Origin of the sequence: Flavobacterium sp. J27 (assembly GCF_004303025.1) — a bacterium.
Classification (GTDB): Bacteria; Bacteroidota; Bacteroidia; order Flavobacteriales; family Flavobacteriaceae; genus Flavobacterium.
On sequence record NZ_PJQW01000003.1, the window covers coordinates 172,041 to 198,952 of the forward strand.

Sequence of the window (26,912 nt, forward strand, 5' to 3'; positions counted from 1 at the left end):
ATTAACCAAATCCCGATGTAATCGGGATTTTTTTTGTATTTATGTTAAAAATAAAAAATTGTGAATACGAATGCTTACTTTAGCATTTCAAAAAAATAAACATGATTTCAGAAGAACAATTTCAAAGAGAATTGGATTTGATTATCGCTAATGCTATTCGAGAAGACGTAGGAGATGGAGACCATAGTTCGTTAGCATGTATACCAAAAGATGCTCAAGGAAAAGCAAAATTATTAGTAAAAGATACAGGAATTATAGCAGGAGTTGCATTTGCTAAAAAAGTGTTTGCTTATGTTGATCCAGAGATGGAAATAGAAACGTTTATTGATGATGGTCAAAAAGTGAGCCATGGAGATGTTGTTTTTCATGTAACTGGAAGATCACAGTCTATTTTAAAGGCAGAAAGATTGGTTTTAAATGCCATGCAACGTATGAGTGCTATAGCTACAAAAACGAATTATTTTGTGAGTTTACTAGAAGGAACTACTGCTAAAATTTTAGATACAAGAAAGACTACTCCTGGTTTAAGAGCTGCAGAAAAATGGGCTGTAAAAATTGGAGGAGGTGAAAATCATAGATTTGCTCTTTATGATATGATTATGCTGAAAGACAATCATATTGATTTTGCTGGCGGAATAACAAAAGCAATAGAGAAAACAAAAACATATTTAGCTGAAAACAATAAAGATTTAAAAATAATTGTAGAAGCTAGAGATATAGATGAGGTGAAGGAAATATTAAAAAGCTCTGGAGTATATAGGATATTGTTAGATAATTTTACATTTGAAATGACTCGTGAAGCAGTTACTTTAATTGGGAATACTTGCTTAACAGAATCTTCAGGTAATATTAATGAAAACACAATAAGACAGTATGCGGAATGTGGAGTTAATTATATATCTTCCGGAGCATTAACACATTCGGTTTATAATATGGATTTAAGCTTAAAAGCGATTTAATGTCTGAGGCAATCGAAAATAAATTAGGAAAAATTCCTATAATTAAAAATTTGGTTGCTATTTGCAAGAAAATTAGATTGTCTTCTTTGGAAGGGCTCACATTGTATGATATTATTGAGTTATATGTTTTAGGAATTTTAAAAGGAGCGTTCTCATATAGAGCTAGTGCGGTAGCGTTTAGTTTTTTTATGGCATTATTCCCTTTTGCATTATTTATTTTAAATTTAATTCCTTATATTCCGATTGAAAATTTTCAAGATGATTTTCTTTTTTTTGTAGAAAAAGGTGTGCCTCCAAATACCTATGATGCAATTGAGTTAATTATTAAAGATATTATGAATACTAGTTATAAGAGCTTGCTTTCTTCTGGTTTTATTTTATCTATTTTTTTAATGACAAATGGGGTAAATGCGATTTTAGGAGGTTTTGAAATGTCGACGCACATAACGATTACAAGAGGTTTTTTTCGGCAATATTTTATTGCATTGGCTATTTCAATCACCTTGTCATTAATACTGATTATTACAGTCGCATCAATAGTAATTTTTGAAGTGCTAATTCAAAAAATAAAAGTACAAGGATTAATAACTAATGATGTGCATTTGATTGAATGGGGAAGATATTTATTTGTAATTTTAATGATATTAATTACAACATCAATATTATATAAGTTTGGAACAACCGAAACAAAAAACATTTCTTTTATTAGTTATGGTGCGGTATTTACAACTTTGTTGATTGTGCTAACTTCTTATATATTTGGTATTTATGTTGAGAAATTTGCAAGGTATAATGAGTTGTATGGGTCAATTGGCACGCTTCTTGTTTTAATGTTTTATATCTGGATAAATTGTATGGTTCTTTTACTCGGTTTTGAATTAAATGCAACTATTAACAAATTAAAAAGAAAAAATTTATATATTTAACAATTATTTAATAATTTTCAACTATGAGAAAACTTTACCTACTGTTAACTTTTACAATGTTACCCCTATTTTTTGCTACAGCTCAATCGAAATTATCTGGAGTAAGTGTTTATGAAACTTTATCTTTTGGTGGAAATCGACTTGTTTTAAATGGTGCGGGTATCAAAGAAAGAGTTTGGATTGACATGTATGTTGCATCATTGTATGTTCCTACAAAAACGTCAAATGCGGATCAGATTATTAATAGTACAGAACCAGCTATTATAAAAATAAATGTGGTGTCTGGGTTGTTAAAATCTGACAGAATGAAAGAAATGTTTGAAGAAGGTTTTAAAAATTCTATGAACGGAAGTACAGAAGCTTTAAAAACTGAAATAGATAAATTTATTTCATTCTTTGATAACACTATGAAAGAAAACGATGAGTTTATGATTGTTTATAATCCTAAAACTGGAATCACAGTTTTTAAAAATAGTGTAAAAAGAGGTGTCATTGAAGGGCATGATTTTAAGAAAGCTTTATTTGGAGTATGGCTTTGTGTAAAACCAGCTGATGAAAAGCTGAAGAAAGCAATGCTTGGTTTGTAATTTGAGTTTTTACTGTTTTTTACGATTTTAATTACAAAAAGTAAAAAATATTTCAATAAAAATTATAAATTAGCAAAAAAAAACAATAAATAAGTTATGAAAAAAAAATTTTTTGCATTTATTCTCATTCTCATTACATCTTTTGTTTCGGCTCAAACAACTATTTCAGGTGTTAAATTAGAAGAAACAATTACGATTGAGGGTAAAAAGTTAGTTCTTAATGGTGCTGGAACTAGGGAAAAATGGTGGATTGATCTTTATGTAGGATCTTTGTATCTTCCTAAGAAGAGTACTAATGGAACAGAAGTGGTTAATAGTTCTGAAACATCAGCAATCAAATTAGATGTTGTATCTGGTATGGTATCGGCAGAAAAAATGATGGGTGCGTTAGATGAAGGTTTTGTTAAGTCAACTAATAATAATTTAGAGCCTTTAAAAGAAAGAATTGAGAAGTTTAAAACTTTCTTCCAAGAAAAATTTAACAAAGGGGATTCATTTACGTTTGCGTATGTTTCAGGCACAGGTATAGTTGTATATAAAAATGGTGTGAAGAAAGGGGCAATTGAAGGGCAAGATTTTAAAAAAGCATTATTCGGAATTTGGTTGTCAAATAATCCAGCAGATAAAAACCTTAAAAAATCTATGTTAGGAATGTAGTATTTTACATTCGTTGAAATAAAAAAACACTTCTATTAAGAAGTGTTTTTTTATTATTTTATTGAGATAAAAAGTTCTGAATTGCTTGAATTACTTTCTCATCACCTAATATTTTTCGATGACCTAAATTCTCTGTTAGTATTAATTGACTATTTTTTAGATGAGCATGAATGTTTTCGGAGGCTGTGAAAGGAACATCGAAGTCGTTTTTGTCATGTAATAATAATATTGGAATATTACATTGTTCGGCAGCAATATATGAAGAGAAACTTTCCATGTCTATTTGAAACTTTTCTTCGAACCTGTTTTTCATTTTTATAGCGATACTAGGGGCTAATTGTAATTTCGAGACAAAATCATTTAAAATAGCCGTAACACTATCACCACTACCAATAATAATTGCTTTTTTTACATTTAAGCCTTGTTTGATTGCGTTTAAAATAGACATACCTCCTAGGGAATGACCAATAACAAATTCAAAAGGGCCATATGTTTTTTCTAATTCTAGAATGCTAGCAATAAATTCAGGCATTAAGGTAGTTTTTCCAGGTGATTTTCCGTGTGCAGGAGCATCAAAGCTTATTGTTTCATATCCAAGTACAATCATTGCATCGGCAATTTTTACCAATTGCGTCCCCCTACCAGACCATCCGTGAACCAATAAGATTTTTTTAGAACTCTTTCCATACCTATATGTCATTACTTTTTTCTGGATAGTAGGAATAAAAGTAAATTCTTGTTGGCTTTCTGCGTCCATTCTAAACTCTCTTTTTGGAATTTTATACTTAATAGGAGTGCTGAATAGACGATTCGCAAATCGAACAGTTATATTGGTGGATAATTTTTGTAAAATAGAGAAAAAACGAATTATGTTTTTAGGAACAGAATCGCCAGTAATCGGTTTTTTTCTTTTTGGCATAATATATGTAGTTTGGAACTATAGTACTGCAAAATTACTATTATTTTTTTGTATGATTGTTTGAAATGAAATTTTAAAAACTGTAACTTTGTTAAAAAACTATTTAAAATGAACTATAAAATAAAAATTGTATTTGCAATGTTATTTGCAATGGTTTTGTCTTGTGCAAAGAATCCTTTTACAGGTAAAAGTACTTTAGCTCTTGTTCCTAATAGTCAAATTTTGCCTATGGCATTTCAACAGTATGATCAATTTCTTTCAGAAAATAAGGTTATTACTGGTACAAAAGATGCAAAACGAGTAGAAAATGTTGGTATGAAAATTAAAACAGCTGCTGAAAGATGGTTGAATGCTAATGGGTATTCTAATTATCTTGAAGGATATTCGTGGGAATACAAATTAGTTGATGATAAAACAGTTAATGCTTGGTGTATGCCTGGAGGTAAAATAGTTTTTTACACAGGAATTATGCCGATTTGCAAAGACGATGCAGGTATGGCAACGGTTATGGGGCATGAAGTAGCACATGCTTTAGCAAATCATGGACAACAGCGTATGAGTGCAGGTTTGTTGCAACAAGCTGGTGCAGCAGGAGTAGCAGTAGCTACAGGAAGTAAATCTTCTGAAGAGCAACAACTATGGATGACAGCTTATGGTGCTGGCACGCAATTTGGTGGTATGTTGCCTTTTAGTAGAAATCATGAAAGTGAAGCAGATGAAATAGGGTTGGTTTTAATGGCAATTGCAGGATACAATCCAGATACAGCTGTAGGTTTTTGGGAAAGAATGGCAGCGCAATCAGGAGGTCAGGCTCCGCCAGAATTTATGAGTACACACCCAAGTAATGAAACACGTATTAATAAAATTAAAGAGTTATTGCCTTTTGCAAAACAAGAAGCAGCAAAATTTGGAGTAACTTTTAAATAATATAAAAAAAAGAAGTATATTCAATCCCGATTTTAAATCGGGATTTTTTATTTTAAAAATATGGAAAAATTACAAAAAGGTGAAAAGAAATTATTAAATGCTTGGGCGTTTTATGATTGGGCCAATTCAGTATATTCGTTAGTTATTTCTTCTAGTATATTTCCTTTATATTTTGGTTTTCTTTACACAAAAGAGAATCCTGTTATACCTTTTTTTGGACATGACTTTAAGAGTACAGCTTTAATTAGTTATGTTACAGCATTTGCTTTTTTAACAGTGGCAGTTCTGTCTCCTATACTATCTGGTATCGCAGATTTTGTTGGGAATAAAAAACGTTTTATGCAGTTTTTCTGTTATTTGGGAGCACTATCATGTATAGGTTTGTATTGGTTTACACCAGAGAATGTGTACTGGGGAATTAGTTGTTTCTATTTTGGCTTAATTGGTTTTTGGGGAAGTATTGTATATTATAATTCTTACCTTCCAGATATTGCTTATGAAGAACAACAGGATGCCTTGAGTGCTAAGGGCTTTTCTTTTGGATATGTTGGTAGTGTTATTTTGTTGATTGCTTGTTTGGCGTTAATTTTAACTAGGAAAACAGATGCAGATTCTTTGCTTGCTATGCGTCTTTCTTTTGCTTTAACTGGTGGTTGGTGGTTGATTTTTAGTCAATATACATTTTATTATTTACCTAAAGGAAATAAAACGAATAACAAAATTTCTAGTCATGTTCTTTTTAATGGGTTTAAAGAACTCTTGAAAGTGCAAAAGCAACTTTTTCATAATGTAGCTTTAAAGCGTTATTTGGCTGCTTTTTTTGTTTATAGTATGGCAGTTCAAACCGTTATGTTAGTAGCTACTTATTTTGGAGAACAAGAAATTAATTGGGCTTCAGATAGTGAAAAAACACAAGGCTTAATTGTAAGTATTTTAGTTATCCAATTAGTTGCTGTTTTAGGTGCTTATTTAACTTCTAAATTGGCTTTTAAAATTGGAAACATTAAAGCCTTATTACTTATAAATATTATTTGGGCTGTAATTTGTATTTTTGCCTTTTTTGTAACCGAACCAATTCATTTTTATGTAACTGCTGGTTTTGTGGGATTAGTAATGGGCGGGATTCAGTCTCTATCTCGTTCAACATATTCTAAATTTTTACCCGCTACAGAAGATACTACATCGTATTTTAGTTTTTATGATGTGTCAGAAAAAATAGGTATTGTAATAGGAATGGGGATTTTTGCGACCATTGATCAAATTACAGGATCCATGCGAAATGCTATTGTTTTTTTAACAGCCTTTTTTATAATTGGAATATTTTTACTAATCCGAGTACCAAAAAATAAAGAATAATTTTGGTGTCTCAATAATTTCTGCATAATGAGAAAAATTAATAATTTTTTTGCTTTTATTGTATTGATAGTTGCTTTTGCTTCTTGTAGTGAAGTGGAGCCTTTAGATCCTGCGTTGTCAGGACAAGTTTCTTCAGGAAATAATAACGGATCTGGTTCAGGTTCAAACGGAGGAAATTCTGGAGGAGGTACTGCTTCTAGTGTTTTTAAAGCTGATTTTGATGGGCAAACATGGTTAGCATCAACCACACAAGCAATTGTAAATTCAGATTATATTGCTATCACAGGGATGAAATCAAACGGAAGTTTTTTTCAGATAACTATTGCTAAAGGAGAAGTTGGTACTTATACTTGGGCTAATGCAACTAATATTACGTATCCAGGGTTGGCTTATTCTACAGGAAATGGGCAAGTTCCATTCATAGGTCTTAGTAATTCAGATGCAACAGGACAAGGATTTGTGAATTATAATGATACCGCTGAGATCGTAATATCTTCTATTAATACAACTACAAAAATCATCACTGGAACATTTAAGTTTACTGGTGTACGATTTGATAGTACATTAACGCAAACACAAACAAAAGTTTTTACAAACGGGCAATTCTCTGTTCCTTATACTGAAAATAATACTTCTCCTTCAACAAATCATTTTTTCTGTAAATTAGATGGTAATGATTTTAATCCTACTAATGTTGATGCAATTTTAGCAAACAATTTAATCAATATTAATGGAAGAAGAGGAAGTGTTGAAACTATATCAGTGGCATTGCTTTCTAATATAGGAGTGGGTACCCATGACTTGGAAAATCTACCTTTAGGAACAAACAATATTGGATTGTATAATTTAGATGCGACTGGTATGAATAGTTTTGGTGCTGATCCTGGAACAGTAACCATTACTTCTCATGATACAACATCTAGACATATCGTAGGAACTTTTCAGTTTGCAGGAACTAGTTTTTTTAATACCGATACCCATTCAATTACAGATGGAGAATTTGATGTGTATTACTAAATTAAAAATTAAAATCCTGAATTTTTTTTCAGGATTTTTTTTATGGCATAAATGTTGACTTTATTAATAGCTTGTAAAAAGCAAATTTTGCTATTATTGCTGATTTTCAATATTTTAATCTTAATTTTGTAAGGCAATGATAACGAATATTATAAGTTATTAATGACAAAATGACCCTTTTATAATTATGCCAAATCAAAAAATACTAACATTTGACAACTTGTCACTTCAAGAAATTAATTCTGATGCAGAATTGATTCCGTTATTAACTCCTGAAGATGAGGAAGAAATGAATAATGAACAGTTGCCAAATGATTTACCAATTCTTTCTTTAAGAAATACAGTTTTATTTCCTGGAGTGGTTATTCCTATAACTGCTGGTAGAGATAAATCTATAAAATTAATAAATGATGCAAACGCAGGTGGAAAAGTTATAGGAGTTGTGGCTCAAATAGATGAAGAAATTGAAGAGCCAACCCCAGCCGATGTGCATCATATAGGAACTGTAGCGAGAATTATTCGTGTCTTAAAAATGCCAGATGGGAATACCACTGTTATCTTGCAAGGAAAAAAACGTTTTGAGATTGATGCTTTTACGCAAGAAGAGCCTTATTTAAAAGCGACCATTAAGGAAGTAAGTGAAGTTCGTCCTGATAGTGAAGATGTGGAATTTAATACTATTGTAGATTCTATTAAGGATTTAGCAATACAAATCATTAAAGAGAGTCCTAATATTCCTACTGAAGCAACTTTTGCTATTAAAAACATAGAAAGTAATCCTTTTTTAATCAATTTTGTTTCTTCAAATATGAATCTGACAGTTAATGAGAAACAAAATTTACTTTCGATTAACAATTTAAAAGATAGAGCTTTAGAAACATTGCGATTCATGAATTTAGAATTGCAAAAATTAGAATTAAAAAACGATATTCAATCTAAAGTCCGTTTTGATTTAGATCAACAACAAAGAGAATACTTCTTGCATCAGCAGATGAAAACTATTCAAGAAGAATTAGGAGGTGTTTCTTATGAGGCAGAAATAGAAGAAATGAGAACTAAAGCCAAAAGTAAAAACTGGGATGAAAAAGTGGCTGTTCATTTTGAAAAAGAAGTTTCTAAATTGCAACGTTCTAATCCTAATTCGCCTGATTTTGGTATTCAACGAAATTATTTAGAATTGTTTTTAGATTTACCTTGGAATGAATATTCTAAAGATAATTTTGATTTAAAAAGAGCTCAAAAAATATTAGATAGAGATCATTTTGGGTTAGAAGATGTAAAGCAACGTATTATTGAACATTTAGCGGTATTAAAGCTGAGAAATGACATGAAATCGCCTATTCTTTGTCTTTTTGGACCTCCAGGAGTTGGGAAAACTTCAATAGGGAAATCTATTGCAGAAGCTTTAGGGAGAGAATATGTTCGTGTTTCATTAGGAGGAATGAGAGATGAAGCGGAAATACGTGGTCATCGAAAAACATATATTGGGGCGATGCCAGGTCGAATAATCCAAAGTATTAAAAAAGCAAAAACTTCAAATCCAGTTTTTGTATTGGATGAGATAGATAAATTGTCTAGTAGTTTTAATGGTGATCCATCTTCTGCATTATTAGAAGTGTTGGATCCAGAACAAAATGGTGAATTTCATGATAATTTCTTAGAATTAGGATATGATTTATCTAAAGTGATGTTTATTGCTACATCTAATAATATGGCAACAATTCAACCTGCTTTGAGAGATCGAATGGAAACCATTAAAATGTCTGGGTATACTATTGAAGAAAAAGTAGAAATAGCCAAAAGACATTTGTTGCCAAAGCAATTAAAAGAGCATGGTTTAAGTGAAAATGATTTGCAAATTGGTAAAAAGCAATTAGAAAAAATTGTTGTAGGCTACACAAGAGAATCCGGAGTGCGTGGTTTGGAAAAGAAAATTGCACAAGTAGTTCGTTATGCTGCAAAATCTATCGCAATGGAAGAAGACTACAATAAGGCATTAACTGATGAAGATATTCTAACTATTCTAAAAGCACCTACATTAGAACGTGATAAATATGAAAATAATGATATGGCTGGAGTGGTGACTGGTTTGGCTTGGACATCGGTAGGAGGTGATATTTTATTTATAGAGTCAACTATTTCTAAAGGTAAGGGAGCGATGACTATGACGGGAAATTTAGGTACAGTAATGAAAGAATCGGTTACTATTGCTTTAGAATATATCAAATCGAATAATGAATTGCTGGGTATACCAAATGATGTAATTAGTAATAATAATATTCATATTCATGTGCCAGAAGGAGCAACACCAAAAGACGGTCCTAGTGCAGGTATTGCGATGTTAACTTCAATGGTTTCAACTTACACGCAAAGAAAAGTAAAGAAAAGTATCGCTATGACTGGTGAAATTACACTAAGAGGGAAAGTATTGCCAGTAGGTGGGATAAAAGAAAAGATATTGGCGGCCAAAAGAGCGAATATCAAGGAAATTATTCTTTGTCATGAGAATAAAAGAGATATTGATGAAATTAAACCCGAGTATCTAAAAGGACTTGCATTTCATTATGTAGATCGAATGAGTGAAGTGGTTGATATTGCGATAACCAATCAAAAAGTTAAAAACGCTAAGAAATTAGATTAATACTTTTCAAAAAAAATAAAGAAGCCCAAACTATATCATGGTTTGGGCTATTTTTTGTTCAGTTGATTTTTAATATATATACTTAAAAAAGCATTCTAACGTTATCTTTTAAAATTGTTTGTTAATGACCTATTTTACCCATGCTATTGTCCAGGTGTTTTTCTTTTTTTCTGTATTTCTTACTGTAAAAAATGAAGAACAGTCTTTCAAATCGGTCAATTCTTTCGTAGAAAGAGACTCGATTAATAATGAGTTTATTAATAAATCACAGAATGTTATACATATTTTAGTAGCTTTGTGCGATAATAAATACCAAGGTATTGTTCCTGTTCCAAAAGGTATCGGTAATGGTCAAGATCCAAAAAATAATTTGTATTGGGGTTGTGCTTATGGTGTAAAAACCTATTTTAAAAAAAGCGCAAATTGGAAATTAATTAGTACAGAGCTATTAGATAGTGTTAAAATGGAACGCTTGGTCTTTAAGCATGTAAGTCAGGAAAGTTATGTTGTTGCAGATGCTTATAATGGTAAGTATATTAAAGAGTGTACGATAGATTTCTTAAAAAGCTGTTCAGGACAATTAAAAGAAACCATTACTGTTGGAGATAAAGTTTTAGGAATTAATGGAAATTCAAATTTAGTGGGATATATAGGACACGATGGGTTAATGGATTTTACTATAGATGATGAAATAAAAAATATCGATCATAATAAAAGAGATTGTATTATATTAGCGTGCTATAGTAAAAGCTTTTTTTCTTCGTTTATAAGTAAGGCGAATGTGAATCCTTTGGTTTGGACTACTGGTCTGATGGCACCAGAAGCCTATACAATTCATGATGCTATTAATCAGTATTGTAATGGGGGAAATGAAAGTATGATAATTGAAGCAGCGGCAAAAGCATATGCTAAGTATCAAAAGTGCAGTGAAAAATCAGCTAAAAGATTATTAGTCGCTGGTTGGTAATTAAAGTTAGAAATGAAATTAAAATTACAGTTGTTTTTTGTTTTTTCTGTTACTCTTTGTCAAGCGCAAATAGGAGGGAAATATGTATACCAATTTCTGAATTTAGCACAATCTCCTAGACAAGCTGCTTTAGGTGGTAAAACGGTAACTGTAGTGGATTATGATGTAAATCAAGCCTTTTATAATCCAGCCACGATTAATCAGGAAATGAGTAATCGGTTGTCTGTTAATTATGGAAATTATTATGGAGAAGTTTCTTATGGTACAGCAGCTTATGCCTATACCTGGGATCAACATGTGCAAACTTTTCATGCAGGAATTAATTACATTAACTACGGTACCTTTGAAGGAAGAGATGAATTAGGAAATGAAACTTCTGATTTTACAGGGAGTGAAGCTGCTTTGTCGTTGGGTTATGCTTATAATATACCTTGGACAAGTGTGTATTTGGGAACCAATGTGAAATTAATTTCTTCCACTTTAGAATCCTATAACTCTTGGGGTGTAGCTACAGATTTAGGGTTTTTGTATGTAGATGAAAAAAATGATATTAATTATGGGTTTTCGGTTCGTAATTTAGGATTTCAAATTACACCGTATCAAGATGTAAGAGAAAAATTACCCTTGTCTATAGATGCTGGAATTTCACAATTATTAGAAAATGTACCTATTCGTTGGCATTTAACTTTGGAAAACTTGCAACAATGGAATATTGCTTTTTCCAATCCAAATAGAGCAGAAACCACTCTAGATGGTGAAGTAGTTGAAGAAAAGGTGTCTTTTTTTAATAATGCTTTGCGACATGTTATTTTAGGAGCTGAACTATTTCCTGAAAAAGGATTTAATATTCGTTTAGGGTATAATTTTAGAAGAGGTCAAGAATTAAAAATTCTAGATCAGAGAAGTTTTTCTGGTATTTCAGCAGGATTTGGTTTGCGCTTTGGTAAGATAAAATTTGATTATTCGTATTCGAGGTATACATTAGCTGCCAGTACGAATTTATTTGGTTTAATGATCAATTTAGAGTAACATAAAAGAACTATAAAGAAAAGAGATACATATTTTGAAAAAAATTACAATAGCAATAGATGGTTTTTCATCAACAGGTAAAAGTACTTTAGCAAAACAAGTAGCCAAAGAATTAGGGTATGTTTATGTGGATACTGGAGCAATGTATAGAGCAGTAACTTATTATGCTATGGAGAAAGGATGGGTTTCTGATAATTTTTTAGATAAAGAAAATTTAATTGCTCAATTACCAACTATTCAATTGCAATTTCAATTTAATCCTGCTTTAGGTTTTGCTGAAATGTATTTAAATGGTGAAAATGTGGAGCAAGCCATTCGTACGATTGATGTTTCTAGAAATGTGAGTCAAATTGCTGAAATATCTGAAGTGAGAGCTAAATTGGTAGAGCAACAGCAAGCTATGGGTAAAAACAAAGCTATTGTAATGGATGGAAGAGATATTGGAACAGTGGTTTTTCCAGATGCAGAATTGAAATTATTTATGAATGCTTCAGCGGAAACTAGAGCCCAAAGAAGATATGATGAGCTGTTAGAAAATGGTCAAAGTGTTACTTATGAAGAAGTGCTTCAAAACGTGCAACAACGAGACTATATTGATACGCATAGAGAGGATTCTCCCTTGGTAAAAGCAACCGATGCGGTAGAGGTTGATAATTCTACAATGACCAAAAAAGAACAATTTGATTTAGTAATGAAACTCATTTGGGCTGAATTAACTTCTTAGTGCTGTTTTTTGGTTCGATTAAGTCCCATTTATTTCCATATAAATCTTCAAAAACAACCACAATTCCATATGATTCATTTCTTGGGTTTTCTAAAAAACGAATTTTATTAGCTAGCATTTTTTGGTAATCCTCCCAAAAGGAATCGGTGTATAGAAATAAAAATACTCGACCACCTGTTTGATTTCCGATGTGTTTTTTCTGCTCATTATTAGCAGCTTTGGCTAACAAGATGGCGCATTCTTGTGAGTTTTTTGGAGCAATAAGAACCCATCTTTTCTCTGTATTTATATAGGAATCCTCTAAGAGTTTAAATGCTAATCGTTGTGTGTAAAAAGCAATTGCCTCATCATAATCTTTTACTACTAAAGTTATTATCGCGATGTATTGATGCATGGTTAGTTTTATTTATAAAGCTACAAAAAAACCATTTTTCATTTGTTGTTAATTATAAGGTGATAAGTGTTTTGTTTTTCTTGACTTAAATATTTGTTAGTTAATAAATTATTTGTAATTTTGCACACCTTTTGACGGGATTGGGTTTTCATTAGGAATCAATAAAATATATAAACACTGTTGTTGTTTTTACTCTGTTAAAAAAACCCATAAGAACGCAACATACAAATTTTTAAATCAGCATATGTCTGAAATTAACAAAACACAAGAAGAGTTTTTAGCAAATTTTAACTGGCACAACTACCAAGAAGGTATTGATGTAGTAGATGAGAAAAACTTACAAGAATTTGAAGACCTAGTATCTAAAACTTTTATCGATACTAAGGATGAGGAAGTAGTAGTAGGTACTGTAGTTAGAATTACTGATAGAGACGCTATTGTTGATATCAATGCTAAATCTGAAGGTGTTATCTCTTTAAACGAATTTCGTTATAACCCTAACTTAAAAGTTGGTGATAAAGTAGAAGTACTTATTGATATTCGTGAGGATAAAACAGGTCAATTAGTATTGTCTCACAGAAAAGCAAGAACTATCAAAGCTTGGGATAGAGTTATTGCTGCTCATGAGTCTGGAGAAATCGTGAATGGTTTTGTAAAATGCAGAACTAAAGGGGGTATGATTGTAGATGTTTTTGGAATTGAAGCTTTCTTACCAGGTTCTCAAATTGACGTAAAACCAATTCGTGATTACGATCAATATGTGAACAAAACTATGGAATTCAAAGTGGTAAAAATTAACCATGAGTTCAAAAACGTAGTTGTTTCTCACAAAGCGCTTATCGAGGCAGATATCGAAGAGCAAAAGAAAGAAATTATTGGTCAATTAGAAAAAGGACAAGTTTTAGAAGGTGTGGTTAAAAACATTACTTCTTACGGTGTGTTTATTGACTTAGGTGGTGTAGATGGATTAATCCATATTACAGACTTATCTTGGTCTAGAATCAATCACCCAAGCGAAGTTCTTGAATTAGATCAAAAATTAAACGTAGTAATCCTTGATTTCGATGATGAGAAAACAAGAATTCAATTAGGTTTAAAACAATTAAACGCTCACCCTTGGGACGCTTTAAGTGCTGACTTAAATGTTGGTGATAAAGTAAAAGGTAAAGTGGTTGTTTTAGCTGATTACGGTGCTTTCATTGAGGTTGCTGAAGGTGTTGAAGGTTTAATCCACGTTTCTGAAATGTCTTGGTCAACTCACTTAAGAAGTGCGCAAGATTTCATGAAAATTGGTGATGAAGTAGAAGCAGTTATCTTAACTTTAGATAGAGATGAGAGAAAAATGTCTTTAGGTATTAAGCAAATGACGCAAGATCCTTGGACTGATATCACTGCTAAGTACCCAGTAGGTTCTAAGCATACAGGTATTGTTAGAAACTTCACAAACTTTGGTATTTTCGTAGAATTAGAAGAAGGAATCGATGGTTTAGTGTATATCTCTGATTTATCTTGGACTAAGAAAATTAAACACCCATCAGAATTTGTAAACGTTGGAGACAAAATGGAAGTGGTTGTTTTAGAGTTAGATGTTGAAGGACGTAAATTATCTTTAGGTCACAAACAAACAACTGAAAATCCATGGGATAAACATGAAGATGCTTACGCTGTTGGTACTGTTCATAATGGAACTATCGGAGAAATCGTTGACAAAGGTGCGACTGTAGATTTCGGTGATGATGTAGTGGCTTTCATTCCAACACGTCATTTAGAAAAAGAAGATGGTAAAAAATTGAAAAAAGGAGATACTGCAGACTTTAAAGTAATTGAGTTCAATAAAGAATTCAAAAGAGTGGTAGCTTCTCATACTGCTATCTTCCGTGAAGAAGAAGAAAAAGCAGCGAAAACTGTTGAAACATCTTCTGCAAATAATAACAATGTAGAAAAATCAACTTTAGGTGATATCGATGCATTAGCTGAATTAAAAGCTAAAATGGAAAAAGGAGAAAAATAATCCTGTTTTTCTTTAAATAAATAAAAACTCCCAAATTTTTTTGGGAGTTTTTTTTATGCTTAAATTTTACTCATAAAATCGTAAATACCATGATAATTTTGATGGGTTGTAACTGTATTGAGTATAAATGTAGGATATGGAATAGCGCATGGTTTTATATTGGTGTTGTTTGATATAATAGCTTGTGCGCTACCAATGAGCCATTTTTTACCATAACAAGCATCATAGTAAAAGCCTAATTCTTTCATAGTATAGCTCGAACTAGTTGATTTGTATGAAAACTTTTCTGTATAATCACCTCCGGTTAGTTCGTATTGAAATATGTCTCCTCTTTTTCCAGAGCAAATATAATCGGTATTACCGGAAATAGTATATAATTTTCCTCCTGAAACGGTTAGCCCATTATATTGTGAAGGAAATCCGCTAGGTCCAAAAGGGGAACAAGTTCCAGAACTAATGTCTATTTTCATTATTTGTGAACTACCTTCTTTTATGCCTACCAATGTATTTGCGTCTAAGTTATCAATATCTTGTAGGTAGTCTGTGGTGGTGTTTGCTATTGAAGCTTGACCAGTAGTTATTTTTACTTTTAGTAATCTTTTTGGAAAATTGGAATTAACTCCGGTTACAGCCCAAGCATAATTGGGTACTCCAAGCATGTCAGTTATTCCGGTAACACATGTTACGGGTACACCTCCAATTTTAATTTGTGAGACAAAGTTATAGTCAATAGGGGTAATGCTTAAATCTATTTTAAAAATAAAAGATTCAACATTTGGTAATATAGGGCTTCCAGTTCCGTTTGCAGGTAAAACTAAGGCGTAGAGTTCTGGGCAAGGCGCTAGTTTTTCTGAAAATGTAATTTCCTTTTGTGAAGTATTCGTTGTTTCTACTTCTTTGAAGTCATTTTGACAAGCTATAGCTACTATACAAAATGCGCCTATTGCTATCATTTTTAAGTTTTTCATGTTTTTCTTGTTTAAATGTTGATGTTGTAAAGGTAAAGAAGTCGTATTTTTTTAGGTTAAACTCATGTAACAACTGCTTGTGTATATGTATCATAAGTGTTAAATTTTAGTTTTATTTGTAATTTATATTCATATATCGTAATATTGCAATATAATAATTGATAATAATTATAAAATTGTATCGAGAATCGTTTTTAAATTATATCAAATAAGTAAATTTAAATACTCATGGGAGTTTCTAAAACCGAATTTTTTACAAAAGAACAAAATGATATGGCTGTGTTGTTTAAAGCAATGTCACATCCTGCGAGAATTGCAATCATTCAATATTTGTTAAGTGTTGATTCTTGTATTTGTGGTGATATTGTAAATGAATTGCCATTAGCACAACCAACCGTTTCGCAACATTTAAAAGAGTTAAAGAACGCAAATATCATCAAAGGTGCTATTGAAGGGACGGCTATTTGTTATTGTTTAAACAAGGAAACGTTTAATGGTATAGAAACTTATTTTAAAGAAATATCAAACCAATTACATACGAAGTGTTGTTAAATTAAAATCAAAAAACAATATATGAAACTATCTGAAATCAAACAGCAATTAAAAGAAATGAATACTTTGGCTTTTCAGTTGCCAAACGGAGAGTTAGTTCCTTCACATTTTCATGTTACTGAAGTAGGGAAAGTGTCAAAGCATTTTATCGATTGTGGCGGTACTGTTCGTCATGAAGATGTGGTGAATTTTCAATTATGGGAAGCTCATGATTATGATCATCGCCTGCATCCTGAAAAGTTAATCCATATCATTGAATTATCGGAAAAAATTATTGGTATTGAGGATTTAGAAATAGAAGTAGAGTATCAAATGTCGGATACTATTGGTAAATTTAATCTCGATTTTAATGGTGAAAAATTTTTATTAACTTCAAAACTTACTACTTGTTTGGCTAGTGATTCCTGTGGAATTCCTCAAGAAAAAACCAAAGTTAGAATAGGAGAGTGGAAAGCAAAAGAAAATTCATGTGCTCCTGGGTCTGGTTGTTGTTAATGATAAGAAGCTAATTCCAGCCATTCACACTATCTTTTTTGTTTCAAACTGTTTTTTTGTTTTTTAAAAGAGCTTCTTAGGTCGCTTTTTAAAAAAAAAGCAAACGATGTTTTCAACTGCAAAAGGGTAGTTGTTGCTGTCTGGGCTATAAAAATAAATGATAATGTATACTAAATTATTGCAAACAATAAATGGATTAAAAAATATAACTATTTCTGAAGAAAGGAAAGAAGAGCTTAATTCATTAATAGTTTATATTCAAGAAAAGTTGAATCAACAAGAAGTTGTTGCTCTAAACTTTATATGTACACACAATTCGAGAAGAAGTCATTTTTCTCAAATTTGGGCGCAAACGTTGGCTGCATATTTTAATGTTTCTAATGTTTATTGTTATTCAGGTGGTACAGAAGCAACAGCTATGTTTAGTAAAGTGGTTGATACGCTTCAGTTACAAGGTTTTTGTATTCAGCAATTGAGTGATACTTCTAACCCGATTTATGCGATAAAAAATGATGATAATAATTTGCCAATAATTGGGTTTTCGAAAACATTTGATCATCAATTCAATCCAAAATCAAATTTTGCAGCAATAATGACGTGTTCTTCGGCTGATGTAGGGTGTCCTTTTGTGATAGGTGCGGAAAAAAAATTTTCTATTCGTTATGATGATCCCAAAGTATTTGACGGAACCGATTTTATGAATGAAAAATACATCTCTAAAAGTTTAGAAATTGCTTCTGAAATGGCTTATGTCTTTTCACAAGTTGTAAATCTTAAAAATTAATATTGCTAATTTTCATCTTGTTTAAATAGCTTTCCTCAACATTACCACAACAAATTTTTAAAACGTGTCATTGTAAGATACCCTATAAATGTAGTGGTGTTGTGATTATTATGCGGTATATAGCGTCTTTAGGGTATGACTGTATTTTTATAAGGAGAAAAGTATTAGTTTAACAAAGTTGTATATTTTTTGTAGCAGTTACTTTGTTTATAATGTATTTTTTTAACATTATTTTTGAAATACCGTAAAAAAACAAGTTTATTTTTTTTGATATCATAATTTTTCAATTTTAATAAAATCGTGTTTTTTCAAGATGCAAACAAAACAAACGCTACAAACATTATGAAAAAAAACAACAATCACTCTGTTTTTCTTACAAATGAAAAATGGTTTCAATGTGGAACAATTTTTAAAAAGCCATTATTGCTTTTGGGATTTTACTTATTCACTTTGCAAATTTCTTTTTCCCAAATTGGTCCTGTAATTTGGGAGGATAATTTTGATACTTTTAATGCACAACAATGGACGAAAGATATTGGAGATGGATGTAATATAGGACTCTGTGGTTGGGGAAACCAAGAATTACAATCTTATGAATCTAATAATGTATATGTTACAGATATTCCAGGGGAAACAGGCAATAAGGCATTAGTGTTGGAAGCTAAAAATGAAGTTTCTGGTTCTAGAGTCTTTACTTCAGGAAAAGTAAATACAGATAATAAAGTTGCTATTCATTATGGTATGGTTGAAGTGCGTGTGCGCGTGCCTAATTTAAATCAAGGGTTATGGCCGGCTGTATGGATGTTAGGAACCACAAATTTGGCTTGGCCAGCTAAAGGGGAAATTGATATGATGGAAATGGGCTTTAGTCAGGCAGCTAGGAATGAACAAGGAGAACCATCTTCTTCAGTAAATACTTATGTTGGTGCTAATACTTTTTTTCCAGTTCCTGGTGGCGTTGGAAATATTGCGTCTGATGTAAATTATAATAAGCCGTATGTCGCCACAACTCCTTTAAATGATCGATTTGTGAAATATAGAATTTATTGGGAACCAACACAAATTCGTTTTACTGTTGTAGACGGTAATAATGAATACGATTTATATGAAAACCCTTTTCCTATTGATGCAAATAATTCTGTAACAGCACCTTTTACAAGACCTTTTTATATGTTGCTGAACCTCGCTGTTGGCGGAACTTTGCCAGGAGTGTCTTCAAATGGAGGAGTTACTGCACCGTTACCAGGAAAAATGTATGTAGATTATGTGCGTGTACATAAATGGAACGGGTACGGAAGTGTAGAACTTTCTGATGGAACAATTCCTGCTGAAAACGGGACTTTCGGGCTTTTTACAGATACCACGCCTACTAATAATAGTTTGGTGTTTGGTTCAGATGCTGAATTTTACATTTTTGGTGAAACTTTAATTGAAAATAATGCTACACCACCCTTCGAAGGATCTAATGTGCTGTCTTTTACAAATGATAGTTCTAAAGGTTGGTTTGGAGCAGGAATTACTACTTTGTTTGGTAAAAACATGTCAAATTATACGCAAAATGGTTCTTTAAAGTTTAAAATTAAAATACCGGCTGATGTGTCTTTCTTTATTGGTGTTAATGATAATTATACGAATGCAGCTGAGGTGAAATTTCCTGCAGGACAAACCAAATATGGTTTGGTTCGTAATGGAGAATGGGGACAAGTAACTATACCGATAAGTGATTTAGGTGGATTAGTCGCATTTCAAGATATGTCATATATGTTTAGAATTGGAAATGATGGTGCAATTCCAGCGTCTAATTTTCAATTTGCAATTGATGATATTGTTTGGGAAGATGGAAATACCACCGTGTGTCAACCGACAGCAATTGTGCCTTATTATAATATAAATAATCAAGGTTGGGTATCTGCTAATTCGGTTCCTTTGCAAGCAGGTGATAATGTGATTTTTGGACCACAACCTACAACTGGAGGTAGTTGGAGTTGGTCTGGTCCAAACGGATTTGTTGCTGTTTCAAGAGAAATAACGTTGTCAAATGTACAATCTAGTGGAGCGGGGAATTATGTGGCTACTTATACCAATGATTGTGGTGCTACAACAACACAGACGTTCGTCGTTACTGTAACTTCAGTCAATACATTTACACCAGATCCTAATAAGACTTATTATATTGCTAATCCTTTTCATAATAAAAGAATCGGTGCTAATGGTTCTGAAGATCCTTTTAGTACAGCAGTAACGACTACTGGAGCTACGGTGGAATGGAAGTTTACAACAGCTCCAAACAATAGTTACTATATAGATTGTGTAGGAGGTCAAGGTAATCCGAGATTACGTTCTGATAATACTGATTTTACAGATATGCAACCAAGTAGTTATGCAGGTACTTGGGAACGTTGGCAAATAACTCCAGCGGGTAATGGAACTTTTTATTTAACTACTTTGGAAAGTAATTTAAGAAGATTACAATTAAATAGTGCTGGAATTTTAAAGCAAGTAGGTGTCGATTCACAAGATACATGGGAGCAATTCACTTTTACAGAAGTAACTCAAAGTCCGCCACCACCTCCTAATAATTCTTGTACAAGAGTAGCTGCTAATGGCGATTTTAATGCGGTGATTACTAACGATGCGAACGGTTCTTATGTTACTTTTGTACCAAATAAAACTGGTCTAGGAAATACCACGTTGATTTTGTATTACAGTACCGTTCTTAATGCAACCTATCCAGGTTATATGGCTCAACCTAATGTGCCTTATCAAATAAATGCATCAGCTGGTCAATCGGTGTACTTTTATTATACCTATAGTTTATCAACTGGTGGAGAGAATAATACAGCTAACGATAAGATGAATTTTGTTGTAGGTACTTGTGATAATGCAACGAATAAAATAGCTGAAAATAATGAAAGCAATGTAGCTGAAGTTGCTTATAAAATTTTTCCAAATCCAGTTAAAGATTATATCACCATTGAATTGAACTCTTTAGTAGATTATGATTCGGTATTGTTGATGAATAATACGGGGCAAGTCTTGTTTGAAAAGCAGATTAGAGATAACAAATCAATACAATTGGATGCTTCAGGATTACGTTCTGGGATTTATTTTCTAAGGCTTTCTGGGAAAAAAGGAATAATTACCAATAAAATTATAAAAGAATAATATTGTTAAGTTAATTTGAGATTATTAGTTTTTAAGCAAAATACAGTGTTGGAATTCGTTTCGATGCTGTATTTTTGTTTTAAAAGTTATTGATTGATTTTATAAAAAAAAACGCTAAATGGAGCGTTTTTATTTATCTATTGAACCAAGAACACGTTGCATAAAATCATTTAAAGCTGTTTTTTTGTCTTTTCCGTCTTTAATTGATTTGTGAACTTCTAAAGCACCATACATGTTAGAAATTAACTCGCCAATTACATCTAACTCCTCGTCTTTTAGGGAAGGAATTTCGGTTAGATTTTCCAATACTTCAATACTTTCGATGATGTAGTCAGCATCATTATCTTCAATAAATTGTGTTAATTGTTTTATTACGGGTAATTTCATTAGTTTTATGAAAAAAAATTAAATGATAAAGGTTTTAAATCACTTCGTTTACTAACTCAGTTAATACTTCAGCCTTATTTGTTTGTGTTTGGTTTACCAATGCGCCATTTTTAAAAGTAGCAAAAGTTGGTAAATTATCCACTTTAGCTAGTTTTCTAGATTCAGGAAATTTTTCAGCATCTACCACTAAAAAAGGAATAGTTTCATTTTCTGAAGCTAATTTTTTAAATTTCGGTTTCATAATTCTACAATTTCCGCACCATGTTGCAGAGTATTGTACTACAACAGTTTCATTAGAATTAATAATTTCTGATAGATTGTCTTGTTCTATTTCTGTAAACATATTTTTTAATTTTCAATTACAACATCAAAATTCAATATCAGCATATGGGATATTGAATCTGATGTTGTGTTTATTTTAATTTAGTTTTGGCTTAAATAAGCAGCTGTGCTTAAACGATCTGCATTCATAGCTTCTTTTCCTTCTTCCCAGTTTGCAGGACAAACTTCTCCTTTAGTTTGAACGTGAGTGTACGCATCGATTAAACGTAAATATTCGTTTACGTTTCTTCCTAATGGCATATCGTTAACACTTTCGTGGAAAATTTTCCCATCTTCATCTACTAAGTAAGTAGCTCTAAATGTTACATTTGATCCTTCTAAGATCTCTTCATCTAGGTTTTCATCATAAACCCATTCTGCGTCTAAAATGTCTAAAGCTGCCGATAAGTTTCTTGTAGTGTCAGCTAAAAGAGGATAAGTTACACCTTCGATACCACCGTTATTCTTAGGAGTGTTTAACCAAGCAAAATGTACTTCATTAGTATCGCAAGAAGCACCGATAACTATTGTGTTTCTTTTTTCAAACTCACCTAAAGCCGCTTGAAAAGCATGTAGTTCCGTTGGACAAACAAAAGTAAAATCTTTTGGATACCAAAATAATAAAACTTTTTTATTGTTTTTTGTAGCTTCTTCTAAAACGTTGATTCTTAAATTGTCTCCCATTTCTGAGATAGCATCAACTGTAATGTTTGGGAATTTTTTTCCTACTAATGACATAATTAAATACTTTTTAATGTTATTTTATTGATGCAAAATTACAAAATCAACAAGTATTTTTAGGGTGTTTTAATGGTTTGTTTTTATTGATGGATAGATAATAATTATACCTATATTTCTTACAAAAAATTAACTTTTTTTTTATTGAATTACTATTTTTTTTGTGTTTTATTTATTGAATAAATAAAAAAAAACACCAACTTGAATAAGTGGTGTTTTTTGTTTAGATGTATTTTTATTGCTTATTGATCAAAACGGTCGGCATTCATTACTTTTACCCATGCTTTAATAAAATCGTTCACAAATTTTTCTTTTGCATCGTCTTGTGCATACACTTCAGCATAGGCTCTTAAAATGGAATTTGATCCAAAGACTAAATCAACTCGAGTTGCTGTCCATTTCGTTTCTCCTGTTTTTCTATTTACAATAGCATAAGAGTTTTTGCCAGTTGGCTTCCAACTGTATATCATATCGGTTAGATTTACAAAAAAATCATTGGTAAGTACACCTACTTTGTCTGTGAAAACACCTTCTTTGGTATTGCCATAATTAGTACCTAAAACACGCATTCCTCCTATAAGTACTGTCATTTCTGGAGCGGTTAATCCCATTAATTGTGCTCTGTCTAATAGTAATTCTTCAGGTTTAACAGCAAAGTCTTTTTTTAACCAATTTCTAAAGGCATCATGAGTTGGCTCAAGGTCAGCAAAGGATTCTGCATCTGTCATTTCAGTAGTAGCATCACCTCTACCAGCTAAGAAAGGAACAGTAACATTAAATCCGGCTTCTTGAGCTGCTTTTTCAACAGCAGCACTTCCTCCTAATACAATTAAATCGGCAAGGCTAATTTTTTTAGATGATCTAGCTTGTATTTCAGAAAGTGTTTGTAGAACTTTTTGTAATCTATTTGGTTCATTTCCAATCCAATCTTTTTGTGGTGCTAAACGAATACGTGCGCCATTAGCTCCTCCTCTAAAATCAGATCCCCTAAATGTTCTAGCACTGTCCCAAGCTGTAGTAATTAAGTCGGATTTTGATAAACCACTGTTTAGTAATTGTGTTTTTAGTTCAGTGATTTCAAGTTCGCTTAATGTGTAATCAACTTTAGGAATAGGGTCTTGCCAAATTAAATCTTCTTTTGGAACATCGGCTCCAAGATAACGGTCTTTTGGACCTAAATCTCTATGGGTTAATTTGAACCATGCTCTTGCAAAAACGTCTGTAAAATAATCAGGATTTTTATAGAATTTTTCGGCAATTTCTCTATAGATTGGATCCATTTTCATAGCCATATCGGCATCAGTCATAATAGGATTGTTTCTTTTTGTAGAGTCAAACGCATCAATTGGCTTATCTTCTTCTTTAATGTTAATTGGTTCCCATTGCCATGCTCCAGCTGGACTTTTCTTTAATTCCCAATCGTAAGTGAAAAGTAAATAAAAATAACCATTGTCCCATTGTGTTGGATTTGTGGTCCAAGCTCCTTCAATACCGCTTGTTACCGCATCTGTACCAACGCCAGTTCTTGTTGGATTACCCCAGCCAAAACCTTGGCTTTCAATTTCTCCTGCTTCTGGTTCTTTTCCTAAAATAGAGGTATCACCATTTCCATGTGCTTTTCCTACAGTATGACCTCCAGCGGTTAGTGCAACTGTTTCTTCATCATTCATAGCCATACGTTTAAAAGTAGTACGTACATCTATAGCTGTTCGTAATGGGTCGGGTTTTCCGTCTACGCCTTCAGGATTCACATAAATTAATCCCATTTGTACAGCAGCTAAAGGATTGTCTAATGATTCTCTGTTTTCATCATTATCATAGCGTTCTTTTGTAGCTGCTAACCATTCTTTTTCTGCACCCCAATAAACATCTTTTTCTGGATGCCAAATATCTTTTCTTCCTCCAGCAAAACCAAAAGTTTTAAGTCCCATAGATTCATAAGCCATATTTCCTGCTAATATCATTAAATCGGCCCATGAAATTTTATTGCCATATTTTTTCTTAATTGGCCATAGTAATCGCCTTCCTTTGTCTAAGCTTACATTGTCTGGCCAACTATTTAATGGTGCGAATCTTTGATTACCCGTATTACTCCCTCCACGACCATCAGAAACTCTATAGGTTCCAGCGGAATGCCAAGCTAATCGTATCATTAAACCACCATAATGTCCCCAATCTGCAGGCCACCAATCTTGACTTTCGGTCATTAATTTTTTTAGATCTGATTTTACGGCTTCCAAATCCAATTTTTTAAATTCTTCAGCATAATCAAAATCTTCTCCTAAAGGGTTTGTTTTAGAGTCATGTTGATGTAAAATATCTAGATTAAGTGTCTCAGGCCACCAAAATTGATTGTTAGTTCCTTTTTTGGTGAGATTTTCTTTACTGTGAAAAGGGCATTTGCCTAGGTCGTTTGAATGTTCCATAGTTTTACTGATTTTGTATTAATATTGAGAAATTTTTATCAAATGTTTTTATAATCAATTGATTGTTTCTCAAATTTACAAATAAAAAAACCACTACTGTTTTTAAGTAATGGTTAATTTTTATTTTAAAATAGATTTTAACTATAGTTTTTTTATTTTTTAATAGTTGAAACTAATTGTCTTATTTTGATATTGAATGCGGCAAAAAGTAATGTCATGAATGGACTTAACAAGTTGAAAAAAGCATAAGGTAAATAGTCAAATGTTTCTACTCCTAATGTTCCAGATTGGTAGGCCCCACAAGTGTTCCATGGAATTAAAACAGAAGTTACTGTTCCAGAATCTTCTAATGTTCTACTTAGATTTTCTGGTGCTAGCCCTTTATCTGCATAGGCTTTGGCAAACATTTTTCCAGGAACAACAATGGCTAAATATTGATCAGATGCAGTGATGTTTAAAGCAAGACAGCTTCCAACAGTAGAAGCAAAAAGACCAAAAGTTGATTTTGCTAAATTTAATAAAGCTTGGCTAATTCTAGATAAGGCTCCAATAGCATCCATTATACCACCAAAAACCATGGCGCATAAAATAAGCCATATTGTGCTTAACATTTTTTGCATTCCTCCAGATTTGAATAAGTCAGCTAATTCAGTATTATCTGTGTGGATTTCATTGTCTGTAGTTATTGCATTTAAAATAGCAATATATGAAGTGGTCAGGTAATTTGTAGGTTTTGCGATAAAAGTATAATTTCCAATTTCTTTTTCATTTTTAAAAATGGTAATTTCTTTTTCTATTGTTTTTAATTCATTTGGATTAGAAGTTAAATCAACTTTTATATTTTCCGATAATTTTATTTCATCATTTTTAGGAATCAAGGCATAGGTACCAGTTGATTGATAAGCGTTCTTAGAAACAGAATTAAAATTAGTATCCCATTGCACATATTCTTTAAATTCCGATGGTATTTCTGATATACTATATCGTAATCCTTTGTTCCAAATTATTGAGCTTTGAAAAATTATTGCAAATACTCCTGCTAATAAGGTTCCTACTAATAAAGCAATTAAAGGCTCTGTTTTCTTTACAATTAAACCAATTACTATTATTGGTACAATAAATAACCAAGGAGTAATATGAAACGATTTCTCTATGTCGGCTAATAATACAGAAGAGTCAGCAACTCCAGCGGTGTCTACTGTTAATCCAAGTATAATAAATAAAATTAAAGAAACAACATAAGTTGGAACTGTGGTTAAAGCCATATATTTTATATGGGTAAATAAATCTGTTCCGGCCATAGCTGGTGCTAAATTAGTAGTATCAGACATAGGTGATAGCTTGTCTCCAAAATAAGCTCCAGAAATAACTGCTCCTGCAACCATTCCTAATGGAAATCCTAGAGTACCTCCAATACCAATTAATGCAATACCTACTGTTGCTGATGTAGTCCAAGAACTTCCAGTTGCGATTGAGATTACTGAACAAATTATTAATGTAGCAGGTAGGAAAATAGCAGGACTTAAAATTTGTAAACCATAGTATATCATTGATGGAATAATACCGCTAATTAACCATGTGCCTGCCAGAGCACCAACCATAAGTAAAATAAGAATGGCACCTGCAGTAGATTTGATGTTTTCGGCTACTTCCTCAATCATTTTTTGATATGAGACTTTGTTGAAAAAACCCACTATGGCAGCTACAGCAGCACCAAGGATTAATATGAATTGATTACTTCCACCTAAGGCACTATCTCCAAATACATATACATTGTAACCCAGCATTATTACTAATGCTACTACAGGGATTAATGCTTCCCAAATATTTAATTCTTTGTTTTTTATAATTTTTGTGTCCATTTATTTTTTTTGAAGCCGCAATATAGCCAAAGTGTTACGATTAGCAAAAAATTATCGTTAAAACTATGGTAACTAGCTAATGGTTATAAGGTCTTTTTTT

The 26,912-nt window shown here is 32.0% G+C and carries 24 protein-coding genes; 16 read left to right on the forward strand and 8 right to left on the reverse strand.

The window, feature by feature from the left end:
• The first annotated feature begins 101 nt into the window (after nucleotides 1-101).
• The 4 genes from nadC (at nucleotide 102) to CX675_RS05145 (ending at nucleotide 3,129) form a co-directional block, all read left to right on the forward strand.
• Nucleotides 102-959: a carboxylating nicotinate-nucleotide diphosphorylase gene (gene nadC / locus CX675_RS05130; protein ID WP_130734147.1), complete on the forward strand. Its 858-nt coding sequence runs from the start codon at nucleotides 102-104 to the stop codon at nucleotides 957-959.
• A complete protein-coding gene (locus CX675_RS05135; protein ID WP_130734148.1) occupies nucleotides 959-1,885 on the forward strand; it encodes a YihY/virulence factor BrkB family protein in 927 nt (308 codons plus the stop codon). The genes nadC and CX675_RS05135 overlap by 1 nt, the downstream gene beginning before the upstream one ends.
• Nucleotides 1,886-1,908: 23 nt before the next feature.
• Complete coding sequence (locus tag CX675_RS05140) at nucleotides 1,909-2,472, forward strand: chalcone isomerase family protein (RefSeq protein ID WP_130734149.1); 564 nt, start codon at nucleotides 1,909-1,911, stop codon at nucleotides 2,470-2,472.
• 96 nt (nucleotides 2,473-2,568) lie between these two features.
• A complete protein-coding gene (locus tag CX675_RS05145) occupies nucleotides 2,569-3,129 on the forward strand; it encodes a chalcone isomerase family protein (protein ID WP_130734150.1) in 561 nt (186 codons plus the stop codon).
• 58 nt (nucleotides 3,130-3,187) lie between these two features.
• Here CX675_RS05145 and CX675_RS05150 read toward each other — a convergent pair whose 3' ends face one another.
• The gene (locus tag CX675_RS05150; protein ID WP_130734151.1) at nucleotides 3,188-4,048 is read right to left on the reverse strand and encodes an alpha/beta hydrolase; all 861 of its coding nucleotides are present in this window, start codon (nucleotides 4,046-4,048) and stop codon (nucleotides 3,188-3,190) included.
• Between the two features lie 108 nt (nucleotides 4,049-4,156).
• Here CX675_RS05150 and CX675_RS05155 point away from each other — a divergent pair, with 108 nt between their 5' ends.
• From CX675_RS05155 to cmk, 7 genes are all read left to right on the forward strand, one after another.
• Nucleotides 4,157-4,975, forward strand: coding sequence for a M48 family metallopeptidase (locus tag CX675_RS05155; RefSeq protein WP_130734152.1), 819 nt, complete (start codon nucleotides 4,157-4,159; stop codon nucleotides 4,973-4,975).
• 60 nt (nucleotides 4,976-5,035) lie between these two features.
• On the forward strand, nucleotides 5,036-6,331 hold the full coding sequence (locus CX675_RS05160) for an MFS transporter (protein ID WP_130734153.1): 1,296 nt from the start codon (nucleotides 5,036-5,038) through the stop codon (nucleotides 6,329-6,331).
• Nucleotides 6,332-6,358: 27 nt separating this feature from the next.
• The gene (locus CX675_RS05165; RefSeq protein WP_130734154.1) at nucleotides 6,359-7,348 is read left to right on the forward strand and encodes a DUF6252 family protein; all 990 of its coding nucleotides are present in this window, start codon (nucleotides 6,359-6,361) and stop codon (nucleotides 7,346-7,348) included.
• A gap of 187 nt (nucleotides 7,349-7,535) precedes the next feature.
• Nucleotides 7,536-9,989 (forward strand): endopeptidase La, encoded by a 2,454-nt coding sequence (gene lon, locus CX675_RS05170; protein WP_130734155.1) that lies wholly within the window; start codon nucleotides 7,536-7,538, stop codon nucleotides 9,987-9,989.
• 124 nt (nucleotides 9,990-10,113) lie between these two features.
• Nucleotides 10,114-10,956 carry a hypothetical protein gene (locus tag CX675_RS05175; RefSeq protein WP_205728605.1) on the forward strand — a complete coding sequence of 281 codons (843 nt, stop codon included), beginning with the start codon at nucleotides 10,114-10,116 and terminating at the stop codon, nucleotides 10,954-10,956.
• A gap of 12 nt (nucleotides 10,957-10,968) precedes the next feature.
• Complete coding sequence (gene porQ / locus CX675_RS05180) at nucleotides 10,969-11,985, forward strand: type IX secretion system protein PorQ (protein WP_130734156.1); 1,017 nt, start codon at nucleotides 10,969-10,971, stop codon at nucleotides 11,983-11,985.
• 34 nt (nucleotides 11,986-12,019) lie between these two features.
• Entirely contained in the window at nucleotides 12,020-12,709 is a 690-nt protein-coding gene (gene cmk / locus CX675_RS05185) for a (d)CMP kinase (RefSeq protein ID WP_130734157.1), read from the forward strand.
• Here the strand turns inward: cmk and CX675_RS05190 are convergent.
• Nucleotides 12,684-13,103 (reverse strand): VOC family protein, encoded by a 420-nt coding sequence (locus CX675_RS05190; RefSeq protein ID WP_130734158.1) that lies wholly within the window; start codon nucleotides 13,101-13,103, stop codon nucleotides 12,684-12,686. The genes cmk and CX675_RS05190 overlap by 26 nt on opposite strands.
• A gap of 244 nt (nucleotides 13,104-13,347) precedes the next feature.
• Here CX675_RS05190 and rpsA point away from each other — a divergent pair, with 244 nt between their 5' ends.
• A complete protein-coding gene (gene rpsA / locus CX675_RS05195) occupies nucleotides 13,348-15,114 on the forward strand; it encodes a 30S ribosomal protein S1 (protein ID WP_130734159.1) in 1,767 nt (588 codons plus the stop codon).
• A 59-nt stretch (nucleotides 15,115-15,173) separates the two neighbouring features.
• On the opposite strand, the gene CX675_RS05200 is transcribed toward rpsA, so the two are convergent.
• Nucleotides 15,174-16,082 carry a hypothetical protein gene (locus tag CX675_RS05200; protein WP_130734160.1) on the reverse strand — a complete coding sequence of 303 codons (909 nt, stop codon included), beginning with the start codon at nucleotides 16,080-16,082 and terminating at the stop codon, nucleotides 15,174-15,176.
• Nucleotides 16,083-16,310: 228 nt separating this feature from the next.
• On the opposite strand from CX675_RS05200, the gene CX675_RS05205 reads away from it, so the two are divergent.
• The 4 genes from CX675_RS05205 (at nucleotide 16,311) to CX675_RS05220 (ending at nucleotide 21,078) form a co-directional block, all read left to right on the forward strand.
• Nucleotides 16,311-16,634: a helix-turn-helix transcriptional regulator gene (locus CX675_RS05205; RefSeq protein ID WP_130734161.1), complete on the forward strand. Its 324-nt coding sequence runs from the start codon at nucleotides 16,311-16,313 to the stop codon at nucleotides 16,632-16,634.
• Nucleotides 16,635-16,655: 21 nt separating this feature from the next.
• Nucleotides 16,656-17,129 (forward strand): DUF6428 family protein, encoded by a 474-nt coding sequence (locus tag CX675_RS05210; RefSeq protein WP_130734162.1) that lies wholly within the window; start codon nucleotides 16,656-16,658, stop codon nucleotides 17,127-17,129.
• 163 nt (nucleotides 17,130-17,292) lie between these two features.
• Nucleotides 17,293-17,913, forward strand: coding sequence for a protein-tyrosine-phosphatase (locus tag CX675_RS05215; RefSeq protein WP_130734163.1), 621 nt, complete (start codon nucleotides 17,293-17,295; stop codon nucleotides 17,911-17,913).
• A 342-nt stretch (nucleotides 17,914-18,255) separates the two neighbouring features.
• Entirely contained in the window at nucleotides 18,256-21,078 is a 2,823-nt protein-coding gene (locus CX675_RS05220) for a T9SS type A sorting domain-containing protein (RefSeq protein WP_130734164.1), read from the forward strand.
• 129 nt (nucleotides 21,079-21,207) lie between these two features.
• On the opposite strand, the gene CX675_RS05225 is transcribed toward CX675_RS05220, so the two are convergent.
• The 5 genes from CX675_RS05225 to CX675_RS05245 all read right to left on the reverse strand — a co-directional run bounded on the left by CX675_RS05225 (nucleotide 21,208) and on the right by CX675_RS05245 (nucleotide 26,812).
• On the reverse strand, nucleotides 21,208-21,465 hold the full coding sequence (locus CX675_RS05225) for a hypothetical protein (protein WP_130734165.1): 258 nt from the start codon (nucleotides 21,463-21,465) through the stop codon (nucleotides 21,208-21,210).
• A 34-nt stretch (nucleotides 21,466-21,499) separates the two neighbouring features.
• Nucleotides 21,500-21,808, reverse strand: a complete 309-nt coding sequence (locus tag CX675_RS05230; RefSeq protein WP_130734166.1) for a co-chaperone YbbN — start codon at nucleotides 21,806-21,808, stop codon at nucleotides 21,500-21,502.
• Between the two features lie 80 nt (nucleotides 21,809-21,888).
• Complete coding sequence (locus CX675_RS05235) at nucleotides 21,889-22,524, reverse strand: peroxiredoxin (RefSeq protein ID WP_130734167.1); 636 nt, start codon at nucleotides 22,522-22,524, stop codon at nucleotides 21,889-21,891.
• Nucleotides 22,525-22,766: 242 nt separating this feature from the next.
• Nucleotides 22,767-24,950 (reverse strand): catalase/peroxidase HPI, encoded by a 2,184-nt coding sequence (gene katG / locus CX675_RS05240; protein WP_130734168.1) that lies wholly within the window; start codon nucleotides 24,948-24,950, stop codon nucleotides 22,767-22,769.
• Between the two features lie 152 nt (nucleotides 24,951-25,102).
• Complete coding sequence (locus CX675_RS05245) at nucleotides 25,103-26,812, reverse strand: Na+/H+ antiporter NhaC family protein (protein ID WP_130734169.1); 1,710 nt, start codon at nucleotides 26,810-26,812, stop codon at nucleotides 25,103-25,105.
• Nucleotides 26,813-26,912 lie beyond the last annotated feature (100 nt).